The following is a 24,405-nucleotide window of genomic DNA, read 5'->3' as shown; positions in this document are numbered from 1 at the left end:
TGCCCGAAGGCGTTTGAGACACTTAATTACTTTGCAGGCGCAGAAAAGCAAGCGAAAAATGGGTCAGCGCAGGTGTCCTATGGTATAGGTTGGCGACGACATTTCTTGTTCGAGGTAATGATTTAGCGCTTCAGGCTCGGGCTGTGTCGTTGTTTTGGTCTCGTCCGCGGCCAGCCCGCCCGAGATAAAGAGCGAATCGATATCCTCGCCCATCGCGCCCTTGACGTCGGTTTGGGCTCCGTCGCCGATGGCCAGAATATCGCTGTCGGCGATGTCACCGGCCACAGCAAAAAGCCGCCGCCGCGCCAGATCATAGATGGGGGGATGCGGTTTGCCGAAATACAGGCTTTCGCCACCCATTTCCGTATAAAGTGCCGCAACCGCCCCCGCGCACCATTCACGCACGCCGCCCCGATCGACCACGATATCGGGGTTCGCGCACAGCAGTTTCAGACCTTTTTGCTTGGCCAGCAGCAGCTGCGGGCGCAACACGCTTGGGTCGTCCATCGGATCAAACGGTCCGGTGCAAACGATTCCTTCGGCATCGTTCAGATCGACCTTGGTAATTTCAATCGGGTCTTCGATGATGGCGATGGGGTCAAAGAAGTTTTTGTCGCTGGGCGGGCCAAGATGCCAGACATCGCTGCCCACTGTGCCGCGATACATCGCCGACCGCGCAGAATCGCCCGAGGTCGCGATGTCGTCCCATGCGTCTTCCGGCACGCCGAAATGGGTCAGCTGCTTTTTCACGCCCGCGCGGGGGCGGGGGGAGTTGGTGACCAGGATCACCTTGCCGCCGGTCTTGCGATAGGCTTGCAGGGCAGTGACCGCATCGGGCAGGGCCTTGACCCCGTCATGGACGCAGCCCCAAAGATCGACAAACAACGCTTCGTACCGGTCCGAGATTTCGAAAAGGTTGTTGATAATTTGGGTCATGGGCGGCGGTCCGATCTGCAATGGGTTTCCCCCGCAGAAAGCATACATCCCAAGGCGGGGCAACAACCTGCGCGGGGTCAGCGGCTAGAGCTTGGCCAGATTTTCAGCGATCTCAACCGCGATGGCACCGGCATCCACGCCTTCGCGTTCGGCCGACACGCGCAGCCCCAGCACATCGGATTGATACCTGCGGGCCAGGCTGTGCGGATCGTGCGCCGCGCCGATGTCACCTGCGGCCTGTGCTTGCGCGAACAGCTCCGCAAAAAGCTGCTCCATCTTCAAAAGATGTTCGTTGGCCTTTTGCGCCAAGGGGTGCCTGTGCGCCTGAAGTTCAAGCAGGGTTTTCGATAGCATACATGCTTTGGCGGGGGCATTATCATTGCCGATGGCCATTTTCGGAAAGCGTTGCAGCGCGTTCAGGGGGCCGAACTCGCGGGCCAGCGCCCTCAAGCGTTCGGCCCCGTCTGTAGCGTATCTTTCAAGCGCCAGTTCGAACAACGCGTCTTTCGACCCGAAGGCGGCATAGAAACTGCCGGGTTTCATTTTCAGGGACGCCTCAAGATCCTTTAGCGACGTGCCCGCCCACCCGCGCTGCCAAAACAGATCGCGGGCGCGGTTGATTAGATCGTTGCGGTCATAGTTGGGTTTGCGGGGCATTGGATCACCTGATCTTGAACGGTCACTCAAATATATACTTGAGCGATCGCTCAATAAAGCCTAAATGGAGGGTACAGACATAAATTAAAGGATGCCCAGATGACCTTCCCGTCCCACGATCTTGATTCCGCGCCCGAAGCGTCCAAGCCGCTGCTGGAAAAATCGCAAAAGGCGTTTGGCCGTTTGCCCGGTTTGCACAAGGTTCTGGCCGAAAGCCCGCAGGCCTATGAGGGCTATCAGGTGCTGCACAAGCTGTTCACCGAGACGGATTTCGACGCCGAGGAACTGACCGTGGTCTGGCAGGCGATTAACGTCGAAAACGAATGTCACTATTGCGTTCCTGCCCACACCGGCATCGCGAAAATGATGAAAGTATCCGAGGAAATCTCCGAGGCGTTGCGCAATGAAACCCCGCTGCCCACGCCCAAGCTGGAAGCGCTGCGGTGCTTTACCGTGCAGATGGTCCGCGACCGCGGCAACGTGACTGACGCACAAATGCAGGCGTTCTTTGGTGCAGGTTACGGCCACCGCGCTGTGCTGGATGTGATCTTGGGGATGGCTCAGAAAACCATGTCCAACTACGTGAACCACGTCGCACAAACACCCGTCGACGAGGTGTTCAAACCCCTTGCCTGGGACCGCAGCGATACACCGTTGAAGGTCTGAGCGCAGCACCCTTGCAGTGCGTCGAAATGAAAAAAGGCCCCCTTTATCGAAAGGGGGCCTTTTGCGTTTCCTACCATGCCGAAGCTTGGCTGGATCAGACTTTCAGGTTTGGAATGATCTGCTTTTTGCGGCTCATGATGCCGGGCAGCACGACCGTGTCGCCGGTAACTGTCGCGCCAAAGCTTTTCTCGGCCACGGATTTTGTCAGATCGTTGGGGATCAGCATTGTGGCTTCTTCGTTCAGGATATCGACCACGAACAGCAGCACCTGATCGGCACCGTCCTCGGTTGCCACGCCGGGCATGGCGGCCATCAGCGCGTCTTTGCGGTCCAGCACGGTCTTGGGCGATGTGGTTTCCAGAACCGAAACGCGGAATTGCTTGCCGCCGACTTCGTATTCCTTGCTGTCCATGCGCAGCAGTTCCGCTTCGGAGAACGACGACACGTCGGATTTTGCAGCGAACATTTGTGCGGCGTAATCGGCAATGTCGATGCCCAGATCTTTGGCCAGTGCATGGGCGATTGCGGTGTCTTCTGGGGTTGTGGTCGGGCTGCGGAATTCCAGCGTGTCGGACAGGATACAGGTCAGCATCGCGCCTTTGATGTTGGTGGGCATCTGCGCCATGTCATCGCCGATCAGTTTGTACATGATCGTGGCGGTACAGGCCAACGGCTCCATCACGATGTGGATCGGGCCTTTGGTTTCCAGGCCGCCGACCAGTTTGTGGTGGTCGATGATCGCCTTGATGTCCGCGTCATTGATGTTGTCGGGCAGTTCGGCAGGGTTGTTGGTGTCGACGATCACGACGGGCTGGTCGGCTTCGACGCTCGAAATGATCTGCGGTTTGTCCAGCTTCCAGTGGTCTAGCATGAACAGCGCTTCGGTGTTGGGTTCACCCAGCAGGGCGGGGGCGGCATCGACACCTGCGATCTGGTTCAGGTACCAGGCCCAGATGATCGGGCTGCCGGTGCTGTCGGTGTCGGGGGATTTATGGCCAAAAACAAGCGTTGTCATATGCGGTTTCCTGCAAAGGGGAGGGTTGGATTTTCGCGCCTTATAGGGGGCAGTGCGGCACTTGTCACCACCTTGAACATCGCGGGTGTCTTGGGGGTTCTCAGGACGGGGGCATTGCTGTTAGCTAATGGCTATGAACAGCCCACGCGAAACCGATCTGTACCCGCCTGTGAAATCCTTTCTCGAGGATCAGGGATATGTGGTGAAAGCCGAAGTCGGGGCCGCGGATGTGGTGGCGATCCGCGGCGAAGAACCGCCGGTGGTGGTGGAACTGAAGCTGGGGTTTTCGCTGGCGTTGTTTCATCAATGTGTTGAACGGTTGAAGGTCAGCGATGACGTCTATCTGGCCGTGGTGCATAAGCCGGGCAAGCCGTTTTACAAAGCGGTCAAGGCGAACACCGTGCTGGCGCGGCGGTTGGGGCTGGGGCTGATGACGGTGCGGCTTTCGGACGGGCTGGTGTCGGTGCATTGCGATCCGGGGCCCTATGCGCCGCGCAAGAACGTGAAACGCAAGGCGTCTTTGTTGCGTGAATTCGCGCGCCGTCAGGGCGACCCCAACGATGGCGGGCAAACGCGGGCGGGGTTGATCACAACCTATCGCCAGGACGCGCTGAAGCTGGCGGTTTACCTGTTCGAGGCCGGTGCCAGCAAAGGCGCGGATGTGGCCCGCGAGACCGAAGTGGTGCGCGCAACCGCAATGATGCGCGACAATCACTATGGCTGGTTCGAAAAAATCGAAAAAGGCATATATGGCATCACGGCCGAAGGGGCCCAGGCCGTGGAAACCAGCGCACGGGTCCTGGGGACCGGCTGATTTTGGCCTGTGGTTCTGACTGTTTAAATTTTTCGCGATACAATGGTTGACTAGGGCAGGGGACATCCTTAGCTAAACGTCGTTAGCACTCGAGGGTACTGAGTGCTAATGGCCGCTTCCCCGCACGGGGGAACGTGGCTTGGGAGAATAACTTTGAGCCTTAAGGAGCTGAAAGATGGCATTAAAACCGCTTCACGACCGCGTGTTGGTGCGTCGCACCGAAAGCGAAGAAAAAACCAAGGGTGGCTTGATCATCCCTGATTCCGCAAAAGAAAAGCCAGCTGAAGGCGAAATCGTTGCTTGTGGCGAAGGCGCACGCAAAGACAGCGGTGAGCTGATCGAGATGGCTGTAAAAGCCGGTGACAAAGTTCTGTTCGGCAAATGGTCCGGCACCGAAGTCACGCTCGACGGCGAAGAGCTTCTGATGATGAAAGAAAGCGACATCATGGGGATCCTGTCCTGATTTCAGGACAGCCGGGGGCCTAGCGCCCCACCCAAGATACGCTGACATCAAAACAAGAATTTAGGAGAAGACACTATGTCTGCTAAAGACGTAAAATTCGGGACCGACGCCCGTAACCGTATGCTCAAGGGTGTAAACATCCTTGCCGACGCGGTCAAAGTCACGCTGGGCCCAAAAGGCCGTAACGTGGTTCTGGACAAATCCTTTGGCGCACCGCGCATCACCAAAGACGGTGTATCCGTAGCCAAAGAAATCGAACTGGAAGACAAGTTCGAAAACATGGGCGCACAGATGGTCAAGGAAGTTGCTTCCCGGACCAATGACGAAGCAGGCGACGGTACAACAACCGCGACTGTTCTGGCCCAAGCCATCGTTAAAGAAGGCATGAAATCAGTTGCCGCTGGCATGAACCCGATGGACCTGAAGCGCGGCATCGACATGGCAACAGCACGTGTTGTCGAAGCTATCCGCGCAGCGGCACGCCCCGTATCCGACAGCGACGAAGTTGCTCAAGTCGGTACGATCTCTGCCAACGGCGAAGCTGAAATCGGTCGTCAAATTGCTGACGCGATGCAGAAAGTCGGCAACGAAGGCGTTATCACTGTTGAAGAGAACAAAGGTCTGGAAACAGAAACCGATGTTGTTGAAGGCATGCAGTTCGACCGCGGCTACCTGTCGCCATATTTTGTCACCAACTCCGACAAAATGACTGTTGAACTGGAAGACGTGATCATCCTGTTGCACGAAAAGAAACTTTCGTCGCTGCAGCCAATGGTTCCTCTGCTCGAGCAGGTCATCCAGTCGCAAAAGCCACTGTTGATCATCTCGGAAGATGTTGAAGGCGAAGCGCTTGCAACTCTGGTTGTGAACAAACTGCGCGGCGGTCTGAAAATCGCAGCGGTCAAAGCACCTGGTTTCGGCGATCGCCGCAAAGCCATGCTGCAAGACCTTGCAATCCTGACCGGCGGTCAAGTGATCTCCGAAGATCTGGGCATGAAGCTTGAGTCCGTTACAATGGACATGCTGGGTTCCGCCAAGAAAGTAACCATCACCAAAGACGAAACAACAATCGTTGATGGCGCTGGCGAAAAGGCCGAGATCGAAGCACGTGTTGCCCAGATCCGTAACCAGATCGAAGAAACCACTTCCGATTACGACCGTGAAAAGCTGCAAGAGCGCGTTGCCAAACTGGCCGGCGGTGTTGCTGTGATCCGCGTTGGCGGCATGACAGAGATCGAAGTAAAAGAGCGCAAAGACCGCGTTGACGATGCATTGAACGCGACACGTGCCGCTGTTCAAGAAGGTATCGTTGTTGGCGGTGGTGTTGCACTGGTTCAAGCCGGCAAGAAACTTGAAGGTTTGACAGGCGACAACAACGATCAAAACGTTGGTATTTCCATCGTGCGCAAAGCACTGGAAGCACCGCTGCGTCAGATCGCTGAAAACGCTGGTGTTGACGGTTCCGTTGTTGCGGGCAAAATCCGCGAAAGCGACGACCTGAAGTTCGGCTTCAACGCTCAAACCGAAGAATATGGCGACATGTTCAAATTCGGCGTGATCGACCCTGCGAAAGTTGTTCGTACTGCTCTGCAGGACGCGGCATCCATCGCCGGTCTGCTGATCACCACCGAAGCCATGGTTGCTGATCGTCCGTCGAAAGACGGCGGCGGCGGCATGCCCGATATGGGTGGCATGGGCGGCATGGGCGGCATGATGTAAATCACGCCGTAGGGTTCTAGAACCCTTCGCTGACAGAATTAAGGGGTGCATCTTTTGGTGTGCCCCTTTTTCGTTGGCACGCCCCACGCGGCTGGCCTAAGCAGTCGACATGCGTATTTTCCTTTTGACCGCCCTTGTGATGATCGCCTTTGCTGCGAATTCCGTTTTGACCCGCTTTGCCATTGCGGGCGGGCATATCGACCCCACCGGATTCGCCGTGGTGCGGGTCGTGTCGGGTGCTGCGATGCTGTGTCTGTTCTTGTGGCTGCGCGGCAGGTGTTTGCAGGTTTTCAGCCGGGAACGTGCCTTTGGCGCGCTGACGCTGGCGGTTTATATCATCGGGTTTTCACTGGCCTATCTGACGCTGGATGCGGGGCTGGGGGCCTTGATCCTGTTTGGTGTGGTGCAGATTGCGATGTTTGCCCACGGGGCCGCGTTCGGGGTCACGCCGACACCGCGCAAGATGATCGGCGCGGCCGTGGCCTTTGGCGGGTTGGTGCTGGTGTTGTGGCCCGGTGCCGGGGTACAGGTTGATCCCATCGGTGCGGCGCTGATGATTGCTGCCGGTCTGGGCTGGGCCGCCTATACGATTATCGGCAAAGGGTCGGATGATCCGCTGGCCAATACCGCTGGCAACTTCTTGATCTGCGCGCCCGTTGTTGCGTTGTTGATGCTTGTGCAGCCGTCGTTTTACACCCCCACGGGGCTGATGGTCGGCATGCTGTGCGGTGCTGTGACATCGGGGCTGGGATATGCGTTATGGTACGCGGTCTTGCCGAAGCTGATGCAATCCACCGCGGCTGTCGTGCAACTGTCTGTGCCCGTGATCGCGATTGTGGCGGGGGCTGCTGTTCTGGCCGAACCGCTGGGCCTCAAGGTCATCTTGGCGACCGTTCTTGTCCTTGGGGGCATCGGGTTGGCGGTCAGCGCACGATCAGCTCAAGCGGGTCATAGCTGATCGGGGCTTCGTCGAACGCAATCTTGATCAAGCTGTCGGGTTTGACCCGCAGCTGCGCCATCTGGTCTTGGGTCACCCACCGCCGGTCTGTCACGATATTCTCAACATCCTGCCACGCGGGGGCAAGCTCGGCTGACCCGATAACCGTGCAGCGGAAATAGAAATCGACCTGATGAAAGCCGGCTGCCGGATCGTGAAATTCATTCACCAGACAGGGTGCCCCCACATCAATCCGCAGGCCCGTTTCCTCAAATACCTCGCGGGCCAGATTGTCGGGAAGGGATGCCCCGACTTCGACCCCGCCGCCGGGGGCGCACATCAGATCGCTTTTGCCGTCGGGATATGCGTTGACCAGCAACAGCCTGCCTTGGTGAAGCAAGACAGCGCGTACCGCCAGTCGCGGGCTATTTTTCGCCATTTGATGCTCTTTCAATGATCGGTGCTGTCAAAGCATTTCACATGCTGGAATTTCAGTCTATCTGGTCACACATGAAAATCATCACCGCGCCGTTTATTTTATTTTTCGCCCTGAGCAGCGCAGCCGTCGCCCAGTCGGATCTGGCGCAGGCCGGTGTTGGCCGCTGCGTGGTGCTTTTGCACGGTCTGGCGCGCACAGAAACATCCTTTGCCGTCATGGAAGCCGCGCTGGAGACCGAAGGCTACAAGATCGTCCGCCCCGGATATCCCTCGACCGAGGCCCCGGTCGAAGAACTGACACGGCGCACGTTGCCCGATGCGGTTGCGGCCTGTGGCACGGAAAAAGTCGATTTCGTCACCCATTCAATGGGCGGTATTTTGCTGCGGCAATGGGTGTCTGAAGTCGGCGACGAACGGGTGGGCCGCGTGGTGATGCTGGCCCCGCCCAACCACGGCAGCGAGGTCGTCGATGCCTTGGGCGATATCGCCGCGTTTGACTGGATGAACGGGCCTGCGGGCGCACAGATGGGGACCGGTGAAAATTCATTGCCTCTGCGATTGCCGCCGGTGACCTTCGATCTGGGGGTGATTGCAGGAACACAATCGCTGAACCCCTATTTTTCGTCGCTTTTGCCGGGGCGTGATGACGGCAAGGTATCGGTGAAATCCACCAGAGTAGACGGCATGAGGGATTTTCTGATGCTGCCGGTGACCCACACCTTTATCATGATGAACCCCACGGTGATCGCGCAGACGATGGCCTATCTGAACACCGGAAAATTCGACCGCTCGCTCAGCTTTGTTGATGCGGTCCTTGATTCCATTGGTTGCCCCGAAGGGGATTGCCTGCCCGGCGCGGAGGATGAAAATGCTAAACCTTGATCTGACAGGCGGGCAAATTCTGCGCGAGGGCGGGCTGGACCAGCGCGTTCTGTCGATTGCAGGCGGGCTGGTTGTTGACGCGCCGCAAGCGCGGTCGATCGACCTGAGCGGCTATATGGTTTTGCCCGGTATCGTCGATGTGCATGGCGACGGCTTCGAGCGTCACCTTGCCCCGCGACGGGGCGCGATGAAGACGCTCTCGGAAGGATTGGTCGCTGCCGAGGCCGAGTTGGCCGCAAACGGGATCACCACTGCCGTGCTGGCGCAATTCGTCAGCTGGGAAGGCGGGCTGCGCGGCCCTGAATTCGCCGAACAGGTGTTTGAAGCGATGCGCAGCACCGCGCCCGGATTGGTCACGGACCTGCGCGGACAGTTGCGCTTCGAGACGCATATGCTTGATCTATATGATGAAATCCCCCAGCGGATGGCCGATTGGGGATTGTCCTATATCGTGTTCAACGACCATCTGCCGCATGACCGTCTTTCCCAGGACCGCGTGCCAAAACGTATGGTTGCCCAAGCGCTCAAGGCGGGGCGGAACCCGGACGCGCATCTGAAACTGATGCAGGAATTACATGCAAACCGCGATGCGGTGCCTGCTGCGCTGGACGATCTTTGCCGAACGCTTGCTGCTCAAGGCATTCAAATGGGCAGCCATGATGACACCACGGCGCAGGGCCGTGCCGCGTGGCGCAAGCGTGGTGTTCAGGTGGCCGAGTTCCCCGAAACGCTGGAGGCCGCCGAGGCCGCCGCCGCTGCCGGGGATCTGGTGGTGCTGGGGTCGCCCAATGTGGTGCGCGGCGGGTCGCATAATGGCAATGTGTCGGCGGTCGACCTGATCATGATGGGCGTCGGTGCGGCATTGGCGTCGGACTATCACTATCCCTCGCCACGCCGTGCGGCGTTCATGTTGGCCGACAGCGGCGTCATGCCGTTGCACGATGCGTGGCGGCTGGTATCGGCGGGGCCGGCAGGTGTTTTGGGGCTCACAGATCGTGGCGATCTGAGCCTTGGCAAACGTGCCGATCTGGTGGTGCTTGACGCGAAAACCCGCCGCGTCGCGATGACGATGGCGGGCGGGCGCGTCAGCTATATGTCGGGCGATATCGCGATGCGTTTTACCGCTTGATCGTGTTGACGTGGCCCATTTTGCGGCCCGCTTTGACATCCGTTTTGCCATAAAGGTGCAAGGCCGTGTCGCGCTGTTTTGCCAGCTCCGGCACGCGGTTCATGTCGTCACCAATCAGGTTTTCCATCACCACATCCGCATATCGGCTGCCGTCGCCCAGGGGCCAGCCCGCAATGGCGCGAATGTGCTGTTCGAACTGGTCAATGGTGCAGCCATTTTGCGTCCAATGGCCTGAATTATGCACGCGCGGGGCGATTTCATTGACGATAAACCCGTGGGGCGTCACGAAAAGCTCGACCCCCAGAACACCGACATAATCCAGCGCGTTCAGTATCTTGGCGGCCATCAAAACGGCATCCATTCGCAGCGAGGCCGAGATATTTGCAGGTACGGTCGTCGTGTGCAGGATGCCATCGCGGTGGACATTTTCGCCGGGATCGAAACAGGAAACCTCGCCCGAGGGGCTGCGCGCCGCGATCACGGATACTTCGGAGGTGAAGCTCACGAAGCCTTCCAGAACAGCGGGGCTGCCGGCCATATCATCCAGTGCTGTCTGCGCGTCATCGGCGCTGCGCAAGCGCGACTGACCCTTGCCGTCATAGCCAAAGCGGCGCGTTTTCAGGATCGACGGGGTTCCGATGGTTTCAAGGGCCGCGTCAAGATCTGCGGCGCTGGCGATGTCGGCAAAGGGGGCGACACGCAGGCCCAGCCCTTCAAGGAATGTCTTTTCGGTCAGGCGATCCTGACTGGTGCGCAAAGCCTCGCGGTTTGGGTGGATCGTGCGGATGGTCTCGATCACGTCCAGCGCTTCGGTCGGAATATTTTCGAATTCATAGGTGACGATATCAACGGCATTGGCAAAGGCCCTGAGCGCGTCAACATCATCATAGCCAGCCGTGGTCACGCGGTGGGCGACATCGGCGGCCGGCGGGTTCGCACCGGGTTCAAAGATATGCGTGCGAAACCCAAGCCGTGCGGCAGCAACAGACAACATACGGCCCAGCTGGCCGCCGCCCAAAATGCCGATGGTGGCACCGGTTGGCAATGGATCAGTCATCGACAGGCTCCTGTGGGATAGAGGCGCTGAGCGCCGTGCGCCAGTCATCAAGCCGTTTGGCAAGGGCATCATCTTGAAGCGCCAGAATGCCAGCGGCCATCAACGCCGCATTGGCGGCACCCGCAGCCCCGATCGCCATGGTGGCAACGGGGAAACCACGTGGCATTTGCAAAATGGAATAGAGTGAATCGACACCCGACAATGCCTTGGTCTGCACCGGCACGCCGATCACCGGCACGCGGGTTTTTGACGCCATCATACCGGGCAGATGTGCCGCACCGCCCGCACCGGCGATGATCACCTGCAATCCACGGTCAACCGCAGTTTTGCCATAATCCCACAAACGGTCTGGGGTACGGTGGGCCGAGACGATCTTGGCCTCATAGGCGATGCCCAATTCATCCAGCAGGGTGGCTGCTTCGCGCATCGTGCTCCAATCAGATTGAGAGCCCATGATGATACCGACGGGGGGATTTTTCATGCAGGATACGCCTTTATAAGATCGCCTAAGAAGCGCGTACTATAGCCATCAAAAAAGGGGTGGCAATCGGGTCAGGCCGTAATATCGGGGGTTAGCCGGTCTTCGATCTGGGCGATCAGGTCTTTCAGGCGCAGCTTGCGCTTTTTCAGCCGTTGCAGCGTCAGCGGATCTGCGGTGCCCTTTTCAACAAGCGCGTGGATTGCATCGTCAAGATCGCGGTGTTCTCGGCGGAAAACAGCAAGTTCGACGCGCAAGACGTCGTCGTTTTTCATCGACAGGTCAGTTGGGGCATTCATAAGGCTGGGTGATTCTTCTTTTGCTTAGGTCTTATAACATAAGCGTTAGCCAATCATTGGCATAGCCCTTGCTTATGCCACATCACCTCCCCATATTTACCACGTAGGTCGCCGATACAGGGGCCGAACGACTGACTGTCGCTTAGTTAAAGGACGTGTCTTATGACGAAATTAACGCTGGCTTCTTACCCGCACATGCTGGGTTTTGAGCAACTGGAACGTGTGTTGGAGCGAACTGCCAAGGCAGGGAACGAGGGCTATCCGCCTTTCAACATCGAACAGACATCAGATTATAGTTACCGCATCACCCTTGCCGTTGCAGGGTTTGCAGAGGAAGATTTGGCGATCACCGTCGAAGACCGGCAATTGGTGATCCGCGGGCGTCAGGCCGACGGCCCCGATAACCGGATATTCCTGCATCGCGGTATCGCTGCGCGGCAATTCCAGCGGTCGTTTGTTTTGGCCGACGGGGTCGAAATCGGCGAGGCACTGATGGAAAACGGTCTGCTTCATGTGGATCTAAGCCGTTCCAAGCCGGAAAAAGTCGTTCAGACGATCAAAATCAGAAAAGGGGAGTAACATGCACAATACAGAAACGCATCTTAAGGACCGGACCGTATACGTGAAAACGATTGCCGTCTCGGACCTGCCCCTTGAAGTGCGCGAGCAGGCCGAAGGGCTAAAGCAGCTTTATGCGGTTCATGATGCAAAAGGTCAGCAACTGGCGCTGGTGGGGGACCGCAAACTGGCCTTCAGCCTGGCACGGGATCACGATTACGCGCCGGTGATGGTACATTAACGACGGGTGATTTTCACCAAGGGACAAGGCCGCACATCGTTGCGGCCTTTTCTATTTGTGCTGTGACCGATAAACCCTTCATGAAATATTAGAAGGTTCCTGCGCATGTCTGATCCGGCAATTGCCGTTCTTCCCTATGGCAACAAGCTGGGGCGGCGTTTGGCAGCGGTAAAGCTGGACGATCTGAACTGGCCCTTGGGCCGCCCGGCGCGGTTGCGTTCGGGGACGGTCGCTGATCTGACCCCGGCGGATCATCTGATCATTTATCCGAAAACCAACATGCATTTTCTTCCAAACCTTGGCACACAGGCCAATGTGACGGTGATGGTGGTCGAACCTGCGGTCATTCACGGCAGGCATTTGCGTTGGCTGCGCGTGACGCACCGGCGGTTCTTCCGGGTTATGACCTATCACCAGACCTTGCTGGATGGCATTGCGAACGGGTTGTTTCTGCCATTCGGAACGACCTGGGTGCCGGAGTATAAAGACCTTGATCTGACCAAGACCGGACATATGTCGCTGATCGCCTCGGGCAAGCGCGACCATGCCGGCCATCTGCTGCGGCACCGATTGGTCGAACATGTGCAAAAAACAGGCTTGGATGTCACGGTATTGGGGCGCGGCTATGCCCCGTTCGAGCGCAAAAGCGACGGGCTGGCCCCGTATCGGTATTCTGTCGTGATCGAAAACGTCCGGGAAAAGAACTATTTTACCGAGAAACTGGTAGACGCGGTGCTGTGCGAGTCTGTGCCGATCTATTGGGGCTGCCCGAATATCGCAGATTTTATGGATACATCGGGTATGATCATTTGCGAGACCGAAGACGATGTGAAGCGCGCCATGCTTGACGCATCGGATGCGCAATATGATGGGCTCGCGATTGGTTTGCGCAAGGCGAAAGAGCAGGCCGCTGCCTTTGCCAACCTCGAATTACGTGCCGCTGAAACGTTAAAAGCCAGCCTGTAACGGCTGGCTTTCCAGGTTTTCGCAGAAGGGGAACGAGGGTGTTACCCCTTGATCAACCCCATGCTCTCCAGCTTTAGCAGCACTTGATGTGCGCAGTTGTCCACGTCGACATTTTCAGTCTCAACGCTAAGCTCCGGGTTCTCAGGCACATCGTAAGGGTCTGAAATACCTGTGAATTCTTTGATCTTTCCTTCGCGGGCCAGCTTGTACAGGCCTTTGCGGTCACGGCGTTCGCATTCCTCGATCGATGTGGCGACGTGGATTTCAACGAAGGCACCGAATTCTTCGACGTCTTCGCGGACCGCGCGGCGGGTGGTGGCATAGGGTGCGATGGGCGCACAGATCGCGATGCCGCCGTTTTTGGTGATCTCGCTTGCGACATAGCCGATGCGGCGGATGTTCAGATCGCGGTGTTCCTTGCTAAAGCCCAGTTCCGACGACAGGTTTTTGCGCACGATGTCACCATCCAGCAGCGTTACCGGACGTCCGCCCATTTCCATCAGCTTGACCATCAAAGCATTGGCGATGGTGGATTTGCCCGAGCCCGAGAAACCGGTGAAAAACACGGTAAAGCCCTGCTTGTTCCGTGGCGGACGGGTGCGGCGCAGTTCGGTCACCACTTCGGGGAAGGAGAACCATTCGGGGATCTCGAGACCCTCTTGCAGGCGGCGGCGCAGTTCGGTGCCGGAAATGTTCAGGATCGTGACGTCGTCTTTGTCTTTGATTTCGTCGATGGCCTCGTATTGGGCGCGCTCGGCGACCCATACCATGTGTTTGAAATCGACCATTTCGATGCCCATTTCTTCCTGATGCGCGCGGAACAGGTCCTGCGCGTCATAGGGGCCATAGAAATCTTCGCCTTGGGAGTTGTTGCCGGGGCCGGCGTGATCGCGGCCAACGATGAAATGCGTACAGCCGTGGTTTTTGCGGATCAGACCGTGCCAGACTGCCTCGCGCGGGCCGGCCATGCGCATGGCAAGGTTCAGCAGGCTCATCGACGTGGTCGCGGCGGGGTATTTGTTCAACACCGCCTCGTAGCAGCGCACGCGGGTAAAGTGATCAACGTCGCCCGGTTTGGTCAGGCCAACAACGGGGTGGATCAACAGGTTTGCCTGCGCTTCGCGGGCGGCGCGGAAGGTCAGTTCCTGATGCGCGCGGTGCAGCGGGTTGCGGGTTTGAAACGCGACAACCTTGCGCCAGCCCATCTTGCGGAAATAGGCGCGCAATTCGTTTGGCGTGTCGCGACGCGCCTTGAAATCATAGTGCACAGGCTGCTGGATGCCTGTAACGGGACCGCCCAGATAGACGTTGCCAGCTGTGTTATGCAGATAGTTCACGGCAGGGTGGGCGGTGTCATCGGCACCGAATACTTTTTCCGCCTCGACCGATTTGTTGGGGGTCCAGCGGTCGGTGACGGTCATGATCGCAAGGATCACGCCTTCCTGGTCACGCAGGGCGATATCCTGACCGATTTCGAGCCCTTCGGCGAATTTTTCGGACACATCCAGGTTGATCGGCATCGGCCACAGTGACCCATCTGCCAGACGCATGTTTTCGACAACGCCGTTATAGTCTTCTTCGGTCAAGAAACCCTTAAGCGGGTTGAACCCGCCGTTCATCAGCAGTTCAAGGTCGCAAATCTGGCGCGGGGTCAGATCGTGGCTGATCAATTCGCCGGCCTCGATTTTCAGCTTTTGCGCCGAATCGTATGAAACATAAAGTTCGGGGATCGGGGCTAGATTCGGCGTTTGCATGGGTTTCTCGCACTTAATTAGGGTCAACGAACGGTTGAGGCGGGTCATAAACCCGCCCGCCGTCGCTAATCAAGCCTTGCGGCCTGTTTACGGCAATTTACGGACAAAGGCGTGAATTTTGTCCGAATTCGGCAACGCTATCCCAGCAAAAGCGGTCTAGCCCGAATGTTATGCGTCTGCCTTGACTTCGGCCCCGTGGCCCAAGGGCAAAGACGTGTCTTTGCCATCGTCATCGCCAACTTCGGCCAAGAACCGTTCTGCCTCGAGGGCGGCCATACAGCCCATGCCTGCACTGGTCACAGCCTGCCGGTATTTGTGGTCGGTCAGATCGCCCGCCGCAAACACACCCGGAATGGATGTTTCGGTGCTGTCGGGTTTGGTGACAACATAGCCGCCCATATGGGTTTCCAGCACGTCCTTGACCAGTTCATTCGCGGGCGCGTGGCCGATTGCAACAAACACGCCCTTGGCCGGAATATCGGTGATTTCGCCGGTCTTGACGTTTTTAACCTTAACACCCTCAACCCCAAGCGGGGCATCGGTGCCGTATACTTCGTCAAGTTCGTGAAACCACATGGGGACGATTTTGGGGTTCTTCTCAAGGCGGTCAATCAGGATCTTTTCGGCGCGCAATTCGTCGCGGCGGTGGATCAGCGTTACTTTTGAAGCAAAGTTCGTCAGGAACAACGCCTCTTCAACGGCAGTGTTGCCGCCGCCGATGACCACAATCTCTTGATTGCGATAAAAGAAACCGTCGCAGGTGGCGCAGGCCGATACGCCGAAGCCCTTGAATTTTTCCTCGGTCTCGAGGCCCAGCCATTTGGCGCGTGCCCCCGTCGCAAGGATCACGGCATCGGCGATATAGGTCGTGCCACTGTCGCCTGTTGCACGAAAGGGCCGGCTGGACAGATCAAGGTCGTTGATAATGTCGCCGATGATTTCGGTGCCCATTGCGGCGGCGTGTTCTTGCATGCGGATCATCAGATCGGGGCCTTGGACCTCGCTGTCGCCGGGCCAGTTTTCGACCTCGGTTGTGGTGGTCAGCTGGCCACCGGGCTCGATCCCCTGAACAAGGATCGGATTCAGCATTGCGCGGCTGCCATAGATACCGGCGGTATAACCCGCAGGGCCTGAGCCAATGATCAAAAGCTTGGTTTTGCGTGTATCGGCCATGATAAGCCCCTCGGATGAAGTGAAAATTTCTTAGCCCAATATAGCCATGGCACAGGGCACCTTAAACCCATGAATTAATAACGGGTGGTAACTGTTTGCCATTTCTGATCGAAGGCGACAAAAGCACCAACCATCGTAGATTTAGAATATTGCGCGGCGGCGAAAGAATATTGCGTCTGACTGCGCGGGTGCTATAACAATCGGAAATAAACTGGGGGTTTTATGGCGGGAACGCGGCTTGATCCGATTGATCGGAAAATTTTAGCCGAATTGCAGGCTGACGGCCGCATGACGAATGTCGAGCTTGCAAAACGTGTCGGTATTTCTGCGCCTCCTTGTTTGCGTCGCGTGCGCACGCTCGAAGAAAGCGGCTATATCCGGGGGTATCATGCGGACGTGAATGCGCGTGACCTAGGGTTCGAGGTACAGGTATTCGCAATGGTCGGGCTGGCCAGCCAGGCCGAATCAGACCTGACCGCATTCGAGGGAAAGTGCCGCAGCTGGCCGCTGGTACGCGAGTGCCACATGCTGAACGGCGAAGTGGACTTTATCCTGAAATGTGTCGCGCCTGATTTGTCGAGCTTTCAAAGCTTTCTGACAGGGCAGTTGCTGACCACGCCCAATGTCGCGAGCGTCAAAACCAGCCTCGTTATCCGCCCTGCCAAGGATGAACCCGGCGTGCCGTTTGATGTGTTGGAAGATAGATTAAGCACCAGCGCCTGATCGGGCGACTGCCCTAAAGCAGCATGTCCGAAGTTCCTGCCACGCGGAGATGGCACAGCGGGCCAAAATCCTTGTCGCTTTGAATATGTGGAAACATACCCAAAAACTGGTCACGGTGCCGGATCGATAGAGTCCGCAAGACATCAGGCCCCGGGTGGAATGTCTCGACTGGTAGCCCGCCAACGGTGATCGTTGCATGGCGCGCGAGGCACAGATGGTACAAACGCACAGGGGTCGGCGGTGAAATCTCGATGATATTCACCCCGTCGACCAGATCGCGCAGCAACGTCAGAAATTCCCTTTGCGTTCCGTTCCCGCGCAGGTGCAGCGGGGTGTGCAACATGCGCGCGGATGGCCCGAACGTCAGAAATCCGGAGGGGCGTCCGGCACCAAGACTGTCTGCCATAATGCGAACCAACGGGGTCCGCTTGCCGGAATCGGCGGGTATGAATAAGCTAGTTCCGACCCACAATAGAGGGGCGGCCTTGCCATCCCCTTTTATGATCATGTCACCGGGATGCAGGTCTTCGACGGCCACATCACCATGATCTGTCAACACGGGCGAGCCGTGGGCAAACGCTGAAAAAGCATCTTCAAAAACCGGAAGGGCGGGCGCGCGGTTCTGACCGATAAACACGGATCCGTCGGCGCGTTTTGCGACGATCTCATAGCTTCGGGTCGGTTGTTCAGCTTGCATTTTGGGCCCTCGCGAAAGCGATGCGCCATAAAGTCTGTGCGCTTTGGGGGCATTAGAGGGGTAAATGCGTTTGGATTCAATCGAAGGGACAACATTCGATGTCATGGTGTTGCTTTCAGAATTGCATCACATAGCCCAAGCCCCCACTTAGCCGCATGATGAGACATGTGCATGAAGTGATGCAAACGTCTTGGGGTACGTTATTGGCGATCTACTTTGCGCCGTTTCTTGATTTCAATTTTACGTCGCTGTGAGGTCGGGACACAGCAACGTGCAATCCTGCGCCGCGCACTCATTAATCGTCTTTTGCGTGCCGCAGGGTATGGTGCTTAAGCGGACTTGCGAACCGACTGAGATGTCGAGCGCTTTGCGATGAACGCTGCGCGACGCGCGCCACGTGCCCATGGCATTACGGTGTCATCCTTGGCTGCGGTTTCAACAATGGATTTGATGAAGCGTGTTTTGATTTTCATGATCGTGACCCTTTGTTATTTTTCGTGTCTGCTCTTTCGTTAAGGATCAATATGCAGAGCCTTTTGGGCGACGATAGGGCGATGGGACTGTTCTTTTCAGGAAAGTGAAAATTTTACGGACGGATTTATGACGGTTTCGCCCCAATCACCATATTTCCTATGTTTTATTGATGTTTATGGCCTAAATCCCCGCCGATTACGGGCTAAATTCCGTGATCATGTGAAAGGGGAGGATACAGTTTTTGGCAAGAAGATGGCAAAGGCCGGACGCATTTTTGCCCAACTTCGCCCCGATCTGATCACCTCAAAGCGTGATCGCTGCAATCAGGCGACCGTAATCCGCTTCTTTGGCGTGGGTCGTGCGCCGATAGGAATAGAAGCGGTTCGGATCACTATAGGTGCAGTGATGGGTCCATTCGGCATGTCCGACCCCGGTCGCGCGCAAACGGTTCAACCCAAAGCCGGGCAGATCGAATTGCATCCGGTCGTCCTTGCCATTGGCAAAATAGCGGGCGTAATCGGGGTCTTCCGCAAGAAAGCTGTCGATGAATTCCGGCCCGACCTCATAGGCGCGCTGGCTGATGCAGGGGCCAATGACGGCGCGTATGTTGGCCCGCTGCGCGCCCAGGGCCTCCATTGCCTCGACTGTGGACAGCAACACGCCATCCAGCGCACCGCGCCAGCCCGCATGGGCCGCACCAATCACGCCAGCGTTCAGATCGGCAAACAGTACCGGCTGGCAATCGGCCGTGAGCACGGACAGCGCCAGACCGGGTGTCGCGGTGACCAGCGCATCGGCGCGGGGTTTGTCGGCAAGCGGGCCATCGACAGTCACGGCGGTCGCGGAATGGATCTGATGCACCCCGACCAGATGCGAGCCGGGCACCCCCATGGCATCGGCGACACGCCCGCGGTTTATCTCGACGATTTCGCGTTGATCGGAACTGCCGCTGCCGCAATTCAGCCCCGTAAATACACCAGACGATGCCCCGCCACGGCGCGTGAAAAAGCCGTGCCGCACGGCACCCAGACTGTCGGATGTCAAAATCTCAAGCGTCATGGTTCCAATCCCGGCGGTGGGGGTTGCATCGGTGGATAAAGCCCCATCACCTTGAACAGGTTTCCCATATCTGACGGGTGCGTCAAGCGCCGATGTGCGGCGATATGCGTCTCAAGGGCCGGGCCGGTCAGTGTCTTGGCCAAAACTTGCGCACGCTGCGTAATGCCCAGCCGCTCAAGGAACACACCTTGGGGCGTGATGCGGGTGTATTGTGCAGGTGCTGCGGCAACGGCCAGTTGTTCAAAATCGACATGGGCTGTCAGGTCACAGGCTCCCGGCGCTGTCAGCGGATCGGTCTTTTCATGGGCCCGCAGCGCCTGAAACGTGTCGCCCAAAGTGCGCCAGTCGCCATAGTCGATGATCAATGCCGCCCCGCCATGTGTCGCAATGCGCGTTGACACGGCCTGCAACGTCGGTGCGATCTGCGCGCAGTCTTCGATCAGATCGCCTTCGGACGTATCCTCAAGGCGATGCGCCAAGGCCGGTTGCGGTGATACGGGGCCCAAGCCAAAGCACAGCGCGCCGTTTGTGTCGTTTGTGTCGTCTGCCAGACCGATTTGCCGTTCTCTCCAGCCATCGCCTGTGCGGATGAACTGCCGGATCGGCAGGGCGTCAAAGAATTCATTCGCCACCAGATACAGCGGCTGATCGGGCAGGGTGTCTGCGGTGTCAAACCATGTGACTTTGTGGCCCGCCAGTGCCGCCGCCTGCACATCGCGCAGCTTGGGCGATGCTTCGACCAGCGCGATTTCGGCTGCGGCGACAAAACCGGGCACGTTGCGGGTGGCGCGCAAGATGTCAGCCATCAACGTGCCGCGCCCCGGTCCCAGCTCCGCCAAGGTAAACCGGGCAGGCGATCCTTGCGACAGCCACGTCTGGGCAAGGCACAGCCCGATAAGTTCCCCGAACATCTGGCTGATTTCCGGCGCGGTAACAAAATCACCCTGTGCGCCCAAAGGATCGCGGGTGGTGTAATAGCCAAGCGTCGGATGCAGCAGGCAGGTCGCCATGTATTCGTCGATGCGCATGGGGCCATTGGCGCTGATCTGCGCCTTGATATGGTCCAACAGGTCGGTCATGCGACGCGTCTGGACCGGATGATGAAATAGCACCCGATGGCGATCATTGGCAGGCACAGGATTTGCCCCATCGTCAGGCCATAGCCGCCCATTTGCCACGCAAGGCCCAGCGGATTGCCGGGGGTGATGAATTGCGCATCAGGCTGGCGGACAAATTCCACCATGAAACGCGCGATGCCGTACCCTGCCAAAAACGTGCCGCCGACCAGCCCTTCGGATTTCAACGCGCCGCGCCGCCACGCCATGTACAGCAGCAGCGCGCCCAGAATCAGCCCTTCAAGCGCTGCTTCGTACAGTTGCGATGGGTGACGGGCGCAGATGCCGACGACATCGGGGCAATTTTGCGCGGCCAGCGTGGGAAAGGGCACGCCCCAAGGCAAATCGGTCGGGCGCCCCCAAAGCTCGGCGTTGATGAAATTTGCGAGCCGGCCAAGAAACAAACCCGGCGCAAGACCAAGGGCCACCATATCGCCTGTCGAAATCTTGCTGAAGCCGTGGCGCACCGTGAAGAACAGGAACGCCAGAACGACGCCGATTGCACCACCATGAAATGACATCCCGCCTTCCCAGATACGCAGGATCTGGAAGGGATTTTCAAGGTAATAGGCAGGCTGGTAGAACAGCACATAGCCAAGCCGCCCGCCAAGGATCACACCCAGAATGACCCAGAACAACAGGTCCTCGACCCGCTCTTTGGTCATGACCGGTTTTCCACCACTCCAGTAGTCGGGGTGGTTGACCGTGCGCACAACAATACGCCATCCGATGACGATGCCTGCAATATAGGCCAGCGCGTACCAGCGCAGCGCAAAGGTCATGCCAAACAAGGTAATCGAGAAAACCTCGGGGGACATATCGGGAAAGGGGAGCATTGCTATCATAGGGCGTGATTGAGCCTGCCCGCGCGGCGAAGTCAACCTTGCGAGAAGATGAATTGAACACCATATAGAGAGCAACCGTCGTACAGGAGTGACCGCAATGCAGACCCGCAACAAGATATTTGATGACATCTCGCAGATGATGACCAACGCCATGGGCGTGGCCCAAGGTGCCAAAACCGAGGCCGAGACGGCCATGAAGGGCATGATGGACCGTTGGTTGGCCGACCGCGATTTTGTGACCCGTGACGAATTTGATGCCGTCCGCGCGATGGCCCAGAAAGCCCGCGAAGAGAACGAGGCGCTCAAGGCCCGTCTGGACGCGATCGAAGCAAAGGGCTGATCGCCGATTTCCCTTCCGATTTTTAACGTTTGATACGCACCCGGATTTACATTCGGGTGCGTTGTTTTCTTTAGGGCCGGCGATTGCATTTAGCGATTTGCCAGTTTCGGATGCTGCGGGATTTCCCAAATTTGGTGTATTGGATGGCTTTATCCACAATATACTGAGGTTATCCCCCATCTTTTGTAGCTATCCCCAGAAAAAGGCTTGCCACGCGGACGTCATATGCGCACCATATCTTGTATGGGGATAGCGATGAGCAGCGTCCCATAGTGAACACACCCAAGTATTGAGGTGCCCCGGCATCGCGATACCCAAGAAAATACGAGGTGGTAACATGGCCCTGAGCGAGCAGTATTTTGACGACGAGATCCATCCCATCGATATCGTCGAAAACCTGGCAGCGTTTAACGAGTGGGATTTCGACAGAATATCGGATGAACAAATCGCAATGGCCGTCGAGGGCCAGTGGCGGACCTATTCGATCACGCTGGCATGGTCGGCCTATGACGAGACCTTGCGCCTGATCTGTTCATTTGAAATGGACCCGCCAGCCGAAAAGCTGCCTGCGTTGTACCATTTGCTCAATGACGTGAACGACCAGTGCTGGGCGGGTGCCTTTACCTATTGGGCCGAGCAAAAGACGATGATCTATCGCTATGGCTTGGTGCTGGCTGGCGGTCAGGATGCGACGGCTGAACAGATCGACACGATGATCGGTGCCGCGGTGCTGAGCGCTGAACGCTATTACCCTGCCGTTCAACTTGTTGTGTGGGGCGATCAAACGCCCAAGCAGGCGCTTCAGGTTGCCATTGCAGAGGCCTACGGCCACGCGTAAGTGTTGCCCCCAATGATGAAAATTGGGGGAAATCGCGATGAAAGATACACGTATTGCAAAAGACGGCCTTGTTCTGCTGGGCTGCGGCAAGATGGGATCTGCGATGTTGGCCGGTTGGCTGGCACGTGGTTTGCCGAAATCATCCGTCTGGGTCATTGACCCGCATCCATCCGACTGGCTCAAAGCGCAGGGTATCCAGTTGAATGTCGATTTGCCTGCCGCCCCTGCCATCGTTCTGGTCGCTGTAAAGCCGCAGATGATGGGCGATGCCTTGCCGACCTTGCAGGCGATGGGCAATGGCAAGACTGTATTTGTCAGCGTTGCTGCGGGTACCACAATCGCCACTTTCGAAAAGACACTCGGGGCAAAGACGCCGATCGTGCGCGCCATGCCCAACACGCCTGCGGCCATCAGCCAGGGCATTGCGGCAATTGTCGGCAATGACAACGTCGGTGCCCAAGGCATGGACGAGGCCGAAGAACTGCTCAGCGCCGTTGGCGATGTGGTGCGTCTGGACGAAGAAGCGCAGATTGATGCGGTGACCGGCGTCAGCGGCTCCGGTCCGGCCTATGTCTTCCACATGATCGAAACCATGGCCGCAGGCGGCGTTGCCCAAGGGCTGAGCCCCGAACTGGCGCTGCAACTGGCCACAGCAACCGTGGCAGGGGCAGGGGCCTTGGCCAAAGCATCGGACGAAGACCCGACACAGCTGCGCAAGAACGTCACCAGCCCGAACGGGACCACGCAGGCCGCGCTGGATGTGTTGATGAACGCGGAAAACGGCTTTCCGGCCTTGCTCAAACGCGCCGTTGCCGCTGCTGCGGACCGTTCCCGAGAGCTGTCCCGTGACTGAGATCGGCTTTGACGATTTTCTGGCGGTAGATATCCGGGTTGGCACGATCACACGCGCCGAGCCGTTTCCGGAAGCCCGCAAACCGGCAATCAAGATGTGGATCGATTTCGGACCCGAGATCGGTGAACGCAAGACATCTGCCCAGATCACCGTGCATTACACGCCCGAGGATCTGGTCGGCACCCAGGTGATGGGTGTCGTGAATTTCCCACCGCGCCAGATCGGGCCGTTCATGTCCGAAGTTCTGGTGCTGGGGGTGCCTGATGAAAACGGGGCAATCGTGCTGACGCGGCCCGCGCAGCCTGTCCCTAACGGAGGACGCATGAATTGACCAAACTTCTGATTTCCCGCCCCGCACCGGCGGAAGTCCACGCCGCACTTGACGGTTTCGACGTGACCTACCGGGATATTGATACGCCGCTGACGGCGGATGAGATGAAGGCCGCGTTGCGCGATTATGACGGGGTGCTGCCGACCTTGGGCGATGCGTTTTCCGCAGATGTCTTCGCGCAGGTGGGAAACCCGCGCTGCAAGATCCTTGCCAATTTCGGGGTCGGCTATAACCATATTGATGCGGCCGCAGCGCGCGCCAGTGGCGTTGAGGTGTCGAACACGCCGGGCGCTGTGACAGACGCCACCGCCGACATTGGCATGACGCTGATGCTGATGACCGCACGCCGCGCGGGCGAAGGCGAACGGCTGGTCCGGTCGGGCGCATGGACGGGTTGGCACCCGTCGCAGCTGTTGGGCATGCATCTGACGGGCAAGACAGTCGGCATCGTTGGCATGGGCCGGATCGGCCAAGCCGTGGCGCAGCGCTGCCACTACGGGTTCTCGATGCCGGTGAAATACTTTAACCGTAGCGCCAAGGATCTGCCCTATGAGGCGGAACATTTCAGCGATCTGAAGGCCTTGGTCGCCGCAGTTGATGTTGTTGTGATCGCGGTTCCGGGCGGGGATGAAACGCATCATCTGATCAATGCCGATGTGCTGGCCGCGATGCAGCCGCATGGATTACTGATCAATATCGCCCGCGGCAACGTGGTGCAGGAAAGCGCGCTGATCGACGCGTTGCAATCCGGTTCAATTGGCGGTGCGGGGCTGGATGTGTACGAATTCGAACCCAAGGTGCCAGAAGCGCTGCGGGCTCTGGATAACGTGGTGCTATTGCCGCATTTAGGTACGTCGTCCCACGAGGTTCGTGTGGATATGTGGATGATGGCGGTTGAGAATTTGAAAGCCGGTGTCGCAGGCAAAACGCCTCCGAACGCAGTGTAAC

Annotated in this window: 30 protein-coding genes; 16 read left to right on the top strand and 14 right to left on the bottom strand. The window is 57.8% G+C overall.

Annotated features, from left to right (window positions below):
* Positions 1-63: 63 nt before the first annotated feature.
* Complete coding sequence (locus ACSQ13_RS11005; RefSeq protein ID WP_295509746.1) at positions 64-936, bottom strand: TIGR01459 family HAD-type hydrolase; 873 nt, start codon at positions 934-936, stop codon at positions 64-66.
* Between the two features lie 84 nt (positions 937-1,020).
* Positions 1,021-1,593, bottom strand: a complete 573-nt coding sequence (locus ACSQ13_RS11000; protein WP_295509743.1) for a TetR/AcrR family transcriptional regulator — start codon at positions 1,591-1,593, stop codon at positions 1,021-1,023.
* A 99-nt stretch (positions 1,594-1,692) separates the two neighbouring features.
* Here ACSQ13_RS11000 and ACSQ13_RS10995 point away from each other — a divergent pair, with 99 nt between their 5' ends.
* Positions 1,693-2,259 carry a carboxymuconolactone decarboxylase family protein gene (locus ACSQ13_RS10995; protein WP_295509740.1) on the top strand — a complete coding sequence of 189 codons (567 nt, stop codon included), beginning with the start codon at positions 1,693-1,695 and terminating at the stop codon, positions 2,257-2,259.
* Between the two features lie 94 nt (positions 2,260-2,353).
* On the opposite strand, the gene ACSQ13_RS10990 is transcribed toward ACSQ13_RS10995, so the two are convergent.
* Positions 2,354-3,274 carry a manganese-dependent inorganic pyrophosphatase gene (locus ACSQ13_RS10990; protein ID WP_176250522.1) on the bottom strand — a complete coding sequence of 307 codons (921 nt, stop codon included), beginning with the start codon at positions 3,272-3,274 and terminating at the stop codon, positions 2,354-2,356.
* Positions 3,275-3,407: 133 nt separating this feature from the next.
* Between ACSQ13_RS10990 and ACSQ13_RS10985 the strand changes: the two genes are divergently transcribed.
* The 4 genes from ACSQ13_RS10985 to ACSQ13_RS10970 all read left to right on the top strand — a co-directional run bounded on the left by ACSQ13_RS10985 (position 3,408) and on the right by ACSQ13_RS10970 (position 7,228).
* A complete protein-coding gene (locus ACSQ13_RS10985) occupies positions 3,408-4,088 on the top strand; it encodes a DUF2161 domain-containing phosphodiesterase (protein ID WP_176250521.1) in 681 nt (226 codons plus the stop codon).
* A gap of 175 nt (positions 4,089-4,263) precedes the next feature.
* Positions 4,264-4,551: a co-chaperone GroES gene (locus ACSQ13_RS10980; protein ID WP_093915555.1), complete on the top strand. Its 288-nt coding sequence runs from the start codon at positions 4,264-4,266 to the stop codon at positions 4,549-4,551.
* A gap of 75 nt (positions 4,552-4,626) precedes the next feature.
* Complete coding sequence (gene groL / locus ACSQ13_RS10975) at positions 4,627-6,270, top strand: chaperonin GroEL (protein WP_176250520.1); 1,644 nt, start codon at positions 4,627-4,629, stop codon at positions 6,268-6,270.
* A 109-nt stretch (positions 6,271-6,379) separates the two neighbouring features.
* The gene (locus ACSQ13_RS10970) at positions 6,380-7,228 is read left to right on the top strand and encodes a DMT family transporter (protein ID WP_176250519.1); all 849 of its coding nucleotides are present in this window, start codon (positions 6,380-6,382) and stop codon (positions 7,226-7,228) included.
* Here the strand turns inward: ACSQ13_RS10970 and ACSQ13_RS10965 are convergent.
* Entirely contained in the window at positions 7,194-7,646 is a 453-nt protein-coding gene (locus ACSQ13_RS10965; protein WP_295509731.1) for an NUDIX domain-containing protein, read from the bottom strand. The two genes, ACSQ13_RS10970 and ACSQ13_RS10965, sit on opposite strands and share 35 nt — an antisense overlap.
* 71 nt (positions 7,647-7,717) lie before the next feature.
* Between ACSQ13_RS10965 and ACSQ13_RS10960 the strand changes: the two genes are divergently transcribed.
* Together ACSQ13_RS10960 and ACSQ13_RS10955 are read left to right on the top strand one after the other, a co-directional pair.
* The gene (locus ACSQ13_RS10960) at positions 7,718-8,527 is read left to right on the top strand and encodes an esterase/lipase family protein (RefSeq protein ID WP_295509982.1); all 810 of its coding nucleotides are present in this window, start codon (positions 7,718-7,720) and stop codon (positions 8,525-8,527) included.
* A complete protein-coding gene (locus tag ACSQ13_RS10955; RefSeq protein WP_295509980.1) occupies positions 8,514-9,656 on the top strand; it encodes an alpha-D-ribose 1-methylphosphonate 5-triphosphate diphosphatase in 1,143 nt (380 codons plus the stop codon). The genes ACSQ13_RS10960 and ACSQ13_RS10955 overlap by 14 nt, the downstream gene beginning before the upstream one ends.
* Here the strand turns inward: ACSQ13_RS10955 and ACSQ13_RS10950 are convergent.
* The 3 genes from ACSQ13_RS10950 to ACSQ13_RS10940 all read right to left on the bottom strand — a co-directional run bounded on the left by ACSQ13_RS10950 (position 9,646) and on the right by ACSQ13_RS10940 (position 11,490).
* Positions 9,646-10,713 carry a 5-(carboxyamino)imidazole ribonucleotide synthase gene (locus ACSQ13_RS10950; RefSeq protein WP_176250516.1) on the bottom strand — a complete coding sequence of 356 codons (1,068 nt, stop codon included), beginning with the start codon at positions 10,711-10,713 and terminating at the stop codon, positions 9,646-9,648. The genes ACSQ13_RS10955 and ACSQ13_RS10950 overlap by 11 nt on opposite strands.
* Positions 10,706-11,194, bottom strand: a complete 489-nt coding sequence (purE, locus tag ACSQ13_RS10945; protein ID WP_176250515.1) for a 5-(carboxyamino)imidazole ribonucleotide mutase — start codon at positions 11,192-11,194, stop codon at positions 10,706-10,708. Before purE ends, ACSQ13_RS10950 begins: the two co-directional genes overlap by 8 nt.
* Before the next feature lie 71 nt (positions 11,195-11,265).
* A complete protein-coding gene (locus tag ACSQ13_RS10940) occupies positions 11,266-11,490 on the bottom strand; it encodes a YdcH family protein (protein ID WP_176250514.1) in 225 nt (74 codons plus the stop codon).
* Positions 11,491-11,652: 162 nt separating this feature from the next.
* Between ACSQ13_RS10940 and ACSQ13_RS10935 the strand changes: the two genes are divergently transcribed.
* From ACSQ13_RS10935 to ACSQ13_RS10925, 3 genes are all read left to right on the top strand, one after another.
* Positions 11,653-12,069, top strand: coding sequence for an Hsp20 family protein (locus ACSQ13_RS10935; RefSeq protein WP_176250513.1), 417 nt, complete (start codon positions 11,653-11,655; stop codon positions 12,067-12,069).
* Between the two features lies 1 nt (position 12,070).
* On the top strand, positions 12,071-12,289 hold the full coding sequence (locus tag ACSQ13_RS10930; protein ID WP_176250512.1) for a DUF1150 family protein: 219 nt from the start codon (positions 12,071-12,073) through the stop codon (positions 12,287-12,289).
* A 105-nt stretch (positions 12,290-12,394) separates the two neighbouring features.
* The gene (locus ACSQ13_RS10925; RefSeq protein ID WP_295509725.1) at positions 12,395-13,255 is read left to right on the top strand and encodes a glycosyltransferase family 10 domain-containing protein; all 861 of its coding nucleotides are present in this window, start codon (positions 12,395-12,397) and stop codon (positions 13,253-13,255) included.
* A gap of 41 nt (positions 13,256-13,296) precedes the next feature.
* Here ACSQ13_RS10925 and ACSQ13_RS10920 read toward each other — a convergent pair whose 3' ends face one another.
* Both ACSQ13_RS10920 and trxB read right to left on the bottom strand, forming a co-directional pair.
* Positions 13,297-15,009, bottom strand: coding sequence for a bifunctional sulfate adenylyltransferase/adenylylsulfate kinase (locus tag ACSQ13_RS10920; protein WP_176250510.1), 1,713 nt, complete (start codon positions 15,007-15,009; stop codon positions 13,297-13,299).
* A 168-nt stretch (positions 15,010-15,177) separates the two neighbouring features.
* Positions 15,178-16,182, bottom strand: a complete 1,005-nt coding sequence (gene trxB / locus ACSQ13_RS10915) for a thioredoxin-disulfide reductase (protein WP_176250509.1) — start codon at positions 16,180-16,182, stop codon at positions 15,178-15,180.
* 222 nt (positions 16,183-16,404) lie between these two features.
* Here trxB and ACSQ13_RS10910 point away from each other — a divergent pair, with 222 nt between their 5' ends.
* Positions 16,405-16,905, top strand: coding sequence for an Lrp/AsnC family transcriptional regulator (locus ACSQ13_RS10910; RefSeq protein ID WP_176250508.1), 501 nt, complete (start codon positions 16,405-16,407; stop codon positions 16,903-16,905).
* 13 nt (positions 16,906-16,918) lie between these two features.
* Here ACSQ13_RS10910 and ACSQ13_RS10905 read toward each other — a convergent pair whose 3' ends face one another.
* The 5 genes from ACSQ13_RS10905 to lgt all read right to left on the bottom strand — a co-directional run bounded on the left by ACSQ13_RS10905 (position 16,919) and on the right by lgt (position 21,095).
* On the bottom strand, positions 16,919-17,602 hold the full coding sequence (locus ACSQ13_RS10905) for a Hint domain-containing protein (protein ID WP_295509262.1): 684 nt from the start codon (positions 17,600-17,602) through the stop codon (positions 16,919-16,921).
* 329 nt (positions 17,603-17,931) lie between these two features.
* Entirely contained in the window at positions 17,932-18,075 is a 144-nt protein-coding gene (locus ACSQ13_RS10900) for a hypothetical protein (protein ID WP_176250506.1), read from the bottom strand.
* 304 nt (positions 18,076-18,379) lie between these two features.
* On the bottom strand, positions 18,380-19,135 hold the full coding sequence (gene pgeF / locus ACSQ13_RS10895; protein ID WP_176250505.1) for a peptidoglycan editing factor PgeF: 756 nt from the start codon (positions 19,133-19,135) through the stop codon (positions 18,380-18,382).
* On the bottom strand, positions 19,132-20,214 hold the full coding sequence (locus ACSQ13_RS10890) for a class I SAM-dependent methyltransferase (RefSeq protein ID WP_295509257.1): 1,083 nt from the start codon (positions 20,212-20,214) through the stop codon (positions 19,132-19,134). The genes pgeF and ACSQ13_RS10890 overlap by 4 nt, the downstream gene beginning before the upstream one ends.
* Positions 20,211-21,095, bottom strand: a complete 885-nt coding sequence (lgt, locus tag ACSQ13_RS10885) for a prolipoprotein diacylglyceryl transferase (RefSeq protein ID WP_295509254.1) — start codon at positions 21,093-21,095, stop codon at positions 20,211-20,213. Before lgt ends, ACSQ13_RS10890 begins: the two co-directional genes overlap by 4 nt.
* 97 nt (positions 21,096-21,192) lie before the next feature.
* Between lgt and ACSQ13_RS10880 the strand changes: the two genes are divergently transcribed.
* The 5 genes from ACSQ13_RS10880 to ACSQ13_RS10860 all read left to right on the top strand — a co-directional run bounded on the left by ACSQ13_RS10880 (position 21,193) and on the right by ACSQ13_RS10860 (position 24,404).
* Positions 21,193-21,435, top strand: a complete 243-nt coding sequence (locus ACSQ13_RS10880; RefSeq protein WP_176250502.1) for an accessory factor UbiK family protein — start codon at positions 21,193-21,195, stop codon at positions 21,433-21,435.
* A 337-nt stretch (positions 21,436-21,772) separates the two neighbouring features.
* Positions 21,773-22,273, top strand: coding sequence for a YbjN domain-containing protein (locus ACSQ13_RS10875; protein ID WP_176250501.1), 501 nt, complete (start codon positions 21,773-21,775; stop codon positions 22,271-22,273).
* Between the two features lie 37 nt (positions 22,274-22,310).
* Entirely contained in the window at positions 22,311-23,126 is an 816-nt protein-coding gene (gene proC / locus ACSQ13_RS10870; RefSeq protein WP_295509249.1) for a pyrroline-5-carboxylate reductase, read from the top strand.
* Positions 23,119-23,457: a tRNA-binding protein gene (locus tag ACSQ13_RS10865; RefSeq protein ID WP_176250499.1), complete on the top strand. Its 339-nt coding sequence runs from the start codon at positions 23,119-23,121 to the stop codon at positions 23,455-23,457. Before proC ends, ACSQ13_RS10865 begins: the two co-directional genes overlap by 8 nt.
* The gene (locus ACSQ13_RS10860; RefSeq protein ID WP_295509246.1) at positions 23,454-24,404 is read left to right on the top strand and encodes a 2-hydroxyacid dehydrogenase; all 951 of its coding nucleotides are present in this window, start codon (positions 23,454-23,456) and stop codon (positions 24,402-24,404) included. Before ACSQ13_RS10865 ends, ACSQ13_RS10860 begins: the two co-directional genes overlap by 4 nt.
* Position 24,405: the final 1 nt, after the last annotated feature.

The organism is Sulfitobacter sp. SH22 (genome assembly GCF_965641905.1).
In the GTDB taxonomy this organism is placed as follows: Bacteria; Pseudomonadota; Alphaproteobacteria; order Rhodobacterales; family Rhodobacteraceae; genus Sulfitobacter.
This window is presented reverse-complemented; position numbering and strand designations above follow the sequence as displayed.

What these genes read in the sequence shown, in the direction of transcription:
- ACSQ13_RS10880 (WP_176250502.1), top strand. Translation starts at nt 21,193, where the DNA reads ATGCAGACCCGCAACAAGATATTTGATGACATCTCGCAGATGATGACC.
- ACSQ13_RS10930 (WP_176250512.1), top strand. Translation starts at nt 12,071, where the DNA reads ATGCACAATACAGAAACGCATCTTAAGGACCGGACCGTATACGTGAAA.
- ACSQ13_RS10960 (WP_295509982.1), top strand. Translation starts at nt 7,718, where the DNA reads ATGAAAATCATCACCGCGCCGTTTATTTTATTTTTCGCCCTGAGCAGC.
- ACSQ13_RS10995 (WP_295509740.1), top strand. Translation starts at nt 1,693, where the DNA reads ATGACCTTCCCGTCCCACGATCTTGATTCCGCGCCCGAAGCGTCCAAG.
- lgt (WP_295509254.1), bottom strand. Translation starts at nt 21,095, where the DNA reads ATGATAGCAATGCTCCCCTTTCCCGATATGTCCCCCGAGGTTTTCTCG.
- pgeF (WP_176250505.1), bottom strand. Translation starts at nt 19,135, where the DNA reads ATGACGCTTGAGATTTTGACATCCGACAGTCTGGGTGCCGTGCGGCAC.
- ACSQ13_RS10940 (WP_176250514.1), bottom strand. Translation starts at nt 11,490, where the DNA reads ATGAATGCCCCAACTGACCTGTCGATGAAAAACGACGACGTCTTGCGC.
- ACSQ13_RS10990 (WP_176250522.1), bottom strand. Translation starts at nt 3,274, where the DNA reads ATGACAACGCTTGTTTTTGGCCATAAATCCCCCGACACCGACAGCACC.
- ACSQ13_RS10900 (WP_176250506.1), bottom strand. Translation starts at nt 18,075, where the DNA reads ATGAAAATCAAAACACGCTTCATCAAATCCATTGTTGAAACCGCAGCC.
- purE (WP_176250515.1), bottom strand. Translation starts at nt 11,194, where the DNA reads ATGAAAAATCCCCCCGTCGGTATCATCATGGGCTCTCAATCTGATTGG.
- ACSQ13_RS10925 (WP_295509725.1), top strand. Translation starts at nt 12,395, where the DNA reads ATGTCTGATCCGGCAATTGCCGTTCTTCCCTATGGCAACAAGCTGGGG.
- ACSQ13_RS10905 (WP_295509262.1), bottom strand. Translation starts at nt 17,602, where the DNA reads ATGCAAGCTGAACAACCGACCCGAAGCTATGAGATCGTCGCAAAACGC.
- ACSQ13_RS10920 (WP_176250510.1), bottom strand. Translation starts at nt 15,009, where the DNA reads ATGCAAACGCCGAATCTAGCCCCGATCCCCGAACTTTATGTTTCATAC.
- ACSQ13_RS10935 (WP_176250513.1), top strand. Translation starts at nt 11,653, where the DNA reads ATGACGAAATTAACGCTGGCTTCTTACCCGCACATGCTGGGTTTTGAG.
- ACSQ13_RS10955 (WP_295509980.1), top strand. Translation starts at nt 8,514, where the DNA reads ATGCTAAACCTTGATCTGACAGGCGGGCAAATTCTGCGCGAGGGCGGG.
- proC (WP_295509249.1), top strand. Translation starts at nt 22,311, where the DNA reads ATGAAAGATACACGTATTGCAAAAGACGGCCTTGTTCTGCTGGGCTGC.
- ACSQ13_RS11000 (WP_295509743.1), bottom strand. Translation starts at nt 1,593, where the DNA reads ATGCCCCGCAAACCCAACTATGACCGCAACGATCTAATCAACCGCGCC.
- ACSQ13_RS11005 (WP_295509746.1), bottom strand. Translation starts at nt 936, where the DNA reads ATGACCCAAATTATCAACAACCTTTTCGAAATCTCGGACCGGTACGAA.
- ACSQ13_RS10890 (WP_295509257.1), bottom strand. Translation starts at nt 20,214, where the DNA reads ATGACCGACCTGTTGGACCATATCAAGGCGCAGATCAGCGCCAATGGC.
- ACSQ13_RS10985 (WP_176250521.1), top strand. Translation starts at nt 3,408, where the DNA reads ATGAACAGCCCACGCGAAACCGATCTGTACCCGCCTGTGAAATCCTTT.
- ACSQ13_RS10950 (WP_176250516.1), bottom strand. Translation starts at nt 10,713, where the DNA reads ATGACTGATCCATTGCCAACCGGTGCCACCATCGGCATTTTGGGCGGC.
- ACSQ13_RS10910 (WP_176250508.1), top strand. Translation starts at nt 16,405, where the DNA reads ATGGCGGGAACGCGGCTTGATCCGATTGATCGGAAAATTTTAGCCGAA.
- ACSQ13_RS10965 (WP_295509731.1), bottom strand. Translation starts at nt 7,646, where the DNA reads ATGGCGAAAAATAGCCCGCGACTGGCGGTACGCGCTGTCTTGCTTCAC.
- ACSQ13_RS10875 (WP_176250501.1), top strand. Translation starts at nt 21,773, where the DNA reads ATGGCCCTGAGCGAGCAGTATTTTGACGACGAGATCCATCCCATCGAT.
- trxB (WP_176250509.1), bottom strand. Translation starts at nt 16,182, where the DNA reads ATGGCCGATACACGCAAAACCAAGCTTTTGATCATTGGCTCAGGCCCT.
- groL (WP_176250520.1), top strand. Translation starts at nt 4,627, where the DNA reads ATGTCTGCTAAAGACGTAAAATTCGGGACCGACGCCCGTAACCGTATG.
- ACSQ13_RS10980 (WP_093915555.1), top strand. Translation starts at nt 4,264, where the DNA reads ATGGCATTAAAACCGCTTCACGACCGCGTGTTGGTGCGTCGCACCGAA.
- ACSQ13_RS10970 (WP_176250519.1), top strand. Translation starts at nt 6,380, where the DNA reads ATGCGTATTTTCCTTTTGACCGCCCTTGTGATGATCGCCTTTGCTGCG.